Source organism: Sulfuricurvum sp. (assembly GCF_028688295.1).
Classification (GTDB): Bacteria; Campylobacterota; Campylobacteria; order Campylobacterales; family Sulfurimonadaceae; genus Sulfuricurvum.
Genome location: NZ_JAQTYM010000102.1, coordinates 1,847 through 5,097, shown reverse-complemented (window position 1 = coordinate 5,097; position 3,251 = coordinate 1,847). Strand labels below are relative to the sequence as shown.

Annotated in this window: 5 protein-coding genes and 1 pseudogene; all 6 read right to left on the bottom strand. The window is 43.1% G+C overall.

The features are described 5' to 3' along the window. The coding region (locus PHR02_RS12900; protein WP_299992627.1) for a 2OG-Fe(II) oxygenase at positions 1–685 on the bottom strand (685 nt) is incomplete at its 3' end. A gap of 2 nt (positions 686–687) precedes the next feature. After that, positions 688–1,077 carry a biopolymer transporter ExbD gene (locus PHR02_RS12895; protein ID WP_299992625.1) on the bottom strand — a complete coding sequence of 130 codons (390 nt, stop codon included), beginning with the start codon at positions 1,075–1,077 and terminating at the stop codon, positions 688–690. Positions 1,078–1,080: 3 nt separating this feature from the next. Continuing rightward, positions 1,081–1,533, bottom strand: a complete 453-nt coding sequence (exbB, locus tag PHR02_RS12890; RefSeq protein ID WP_299992623.1) for a TonB-system energizer ExbB — start codon at positions 1,531–1,533, stop codon at positions 1,081–1,083. Positions 1,534–1,545: 12 nt separating this feature from the next. Next, the gene (locus PHR02_RS12885) at positions 1,546–2,370 is read right to left on the bottom strand and encodes a HAMP domain-containing sensor histidine kinase (protein ID WP_299992621.1); all 825 of its coding nucleotides are present in this window, start codon (positions 2,368–2,370) and stop codon (positions 1,546–1,548) included. Beyond that, entirely contained in the window at positions 2,360–3,016 is a 657-nt protein-coding gene (locus PHR02_RS12880) for a response regulator transcription factor (RefSeq protein ID WP_299992619.1), read from the bottom strand. The genes PHR02_RS12885 and PHR02_RS12880 overlap by 11 nt, the downstream gene beginning before the upstream one ends. Next, positions 3,006–3,251: pseudogene (locus PHR02_RS12875) on the bottom strand (dihydroorotase); the annotation flags it as partial. The pseudogene PHR02_RS12875 and the gene PHR02_RS12880, both read right to left, overlap by 11 nt.

The following is a 3,251-nucleotide window of genomic DNA, read 5'->3' as shown; positions in this document are numbered from 1 at the left end:
CATTATGCCATTGAACCAGTGAAAGTCGAAACCCCTCTTTTACGGGAAGCACTTCATGGGAGAAATAAGGATTGCTCAAAAACACTACCATATCTCCTGCTTCGGGACGGAGGGTGATCGTATTTCCGTGCTGATCGCACAAATAATTAAAGAGGAGTTCCCCCCCGCTGAAATGATCTTGATCGGTTGGATGGGGAGTATAAGAGGTGGTAAAAAGTACGGTGGTAAGTTTACGTTCAGGGGCAACTGTTTTAAACCCAATAACATCACCCTGAGCATTTCGTAGTTCGCTTGAATCATCACTGTGTTTGACGTAAAACGAGCCGCTCTCATACCCTAACACCTGCACATCCGTCCCTTTAGCGAGGGAAAGGGCAAAAAATGTTTCTATCTCAGAACGTACCGCTTCAAAACGGCGATCATATATCGCTCTATGTTCGGCACTTAGTATATGAATATCGGTTTTACGGATCGAAGTATCGAGTGAACGTCCGCGAAGTTCTGCCTCTACCGAGTCGTTATCCGCTAACGCTGCAACCGTAATGGCACGACACTCGGCAGGGCTTAGAACCCCCTCCAAAACCATATAGGGAAAATCGTGATAAGGGTTGGGTAAGCGCGCAGTGGGGATATCCCATTCCAAGAGTTCATCACGTGCATAAACGAACGAGCTGATTTGATGCACGATTATTTCTGCTTATCGGTCACAATATAGAGCTGTTCATGCCCCAGACGTTTGAGAACATCCATAACTCCGACAAAATTTTGAAAAGCCGCCTCTTTATCGCTATAAAGGACAACCGTCATCTCTTTGCCCCCTGCAACGACACGCTGTTCAAACTCAACAAGGGTAATCGTTGTTTTTTCCTCACCCAGCATTAACGTTCCATCTTTTTGGATGGTAAGTTTGAGTTCGCTTGGCTTATGCTCTGCGGCACTTCCTTTAGCTTCAGGGAGATCGACAGGTATTAAACCTGTTTTGATAAAGGTCGCTGTGGTGAGTACCATCACCAAAAGAACGAGCATAATATCGATGAAAGGAATAACGTTGATCGTATCGATCCGTTTCATTTTCATAGATTATCCTTGTTTTTTATGGGCATCGATTTCCCATAATGTGATAAGACGCTCCATTTTACGCAGTAAAATATTGTAAAATACGATAGCAGGAATCGCTACTACTAGCCCCATTGCGGTTGCTTTAAGTGCCAGTGCGAGACCTGTCATGATTTTCTTCGGATCAACCGCTCCGACATCTCCCAGACTGTAAAAGGTAATCATAATCCCTAAAACGGTTCCGAGTAATCCGACGTACGGAGCATTGGAACCGATAGTTGCGATAGTAGAGACATTATTTCCTAAATCGAGTTCGAGCTCTTCTTTGGTCTCATACTCTTCGATTCTAACCGAACCATACGCCATCATTCTCTCGATAAAAAGCCATAATGAGACAATACTCATAATCACCAAAATACCAATGATCCCATAATCTACTGCCGAGTGGGCAAACTCCAACCAATTACTATTTTCCATCCCTTATTCCCCTTATTTGAATTCTAATTTGACACATGTCCCCTCTCCAACACGAGAAGCGACATTTAATTGTATATGATGGCGATCACAATAGCGTTTCACCAAACTTAAACCGATTCCATACCCCGGCATTGTAGTATCATTTTGGAAATAGCGATCATAAATCCGCATCAGAGTAATCTCATCCATCCCAGATCCATGATCACAAATACTCAAAGTTTTATCGTGTAATTCTATCGTGATATGAGCCGTTTGAGGTGAATATTTCACCCCATTTTCGACTAAATTATCAATCACCTTGCCCAAACCAATTCGATCACACTTCGCACTAAAAGGCTCAATGTTAAATTGCCACTGGGCAGTTGGATAGAGAGAACGTAAAAAACCTAACCGCTCTTCAATAAGTTCACGCAGATCAAAAGACTCTATTTTTTCGCGCTCCGTCTGTTTCTTGATCAGATAATCGAGTTCATTGTAACGCTCTTTGAGCATTTCTGCCGCTCCCTCAATCCTCTCTAAACGCTTTAAGGACTTTTCATCATCATGTGTTTTACGTAACATTCCCACATTTGCCGTAATAGTATTGATAGGGAGGTTCAGTTCATGAAGTGTCTCTTTGGAAAAGCGTTCCAAATGGATAAAATGCTCACGCAGAGGGGTAATTGCGATTTTGGCCAAAACTCCCCCTACGACGAGGGTAATTAGTAAAGAGACCAAAGCGATGATCCCCCACTGCTCTACCCCTAAAACCTGATGGACATAATAAATTCCGGCAATCAAAACACCCGTTGTAGTTACATAAAGTGAGGCTAATGCAATCGTGAAGCTACGAAACAAGACGGTATCCTACGCCTCGTATATTGACGATAGACTCAGATCCTATCTCTTGTTTGAGACGATTGATATAGACACGGATAGCTCCATCACTGATCATCTCAGAGGGGTTCCAGAGGGTATCCATAATCATCTCTTTGGTAACGATTTCTCCTGCATTACGGATAAAGAGTGCCATCAGTTGATACTCTTTTAGCGAAAAGGGGATCTCTTTCCCCCCCCGCAAAACACACTTATGAAGATCATCCAAACAAAGATCCCCAAAGCAATGGCGTGCTTTCCCTTTAGTTCGACGTAAAAGTGCATGGATTCGCACCAGTAACTCATTGGTATTGAATGGCTTTTTGAGGTAATCATCCGCGCCGATCTCAAAAGCCTGAGAGAGGGTTTCAATCTCTTGATAGGAGGTGAGATAAATAGTCGGGGTAGTATCGTTCGCTCGGCGAAGCTCTTTTAAAAGTGATAATCCATCGATAAGGGGGACATTAATATCGAGAAGATAGAGATCAAAGTGATTTTTATAGGTCTCATCGAGAGCTTCTTGACCATTTCGGCACAAGCATACCTCGAATCCCTCTTCTTCCAATACATCGGTGATCGACTCCCCAAAGAGTAAATCATCTTCTAGTAGTAATAGCTTAGTCGACACGCTCTATTGACCATTTCAAAATTTCACCTGCTTTCATCGGAACGACGGTGCCATAGAGCTCGGGAACCACAAAATCGTGTTTCACCAATACCACCTCTTTAAATTCCGCACAAATACCGTAGATTTGTTGCGCATTATCACTCACAAATGATTGAAGATTCTCCAACTTGTCGTGTGATTCAAACACTTCACATAACAACTGCAAGGCGATAGGGGCAGTAAATACCCCTGCTCC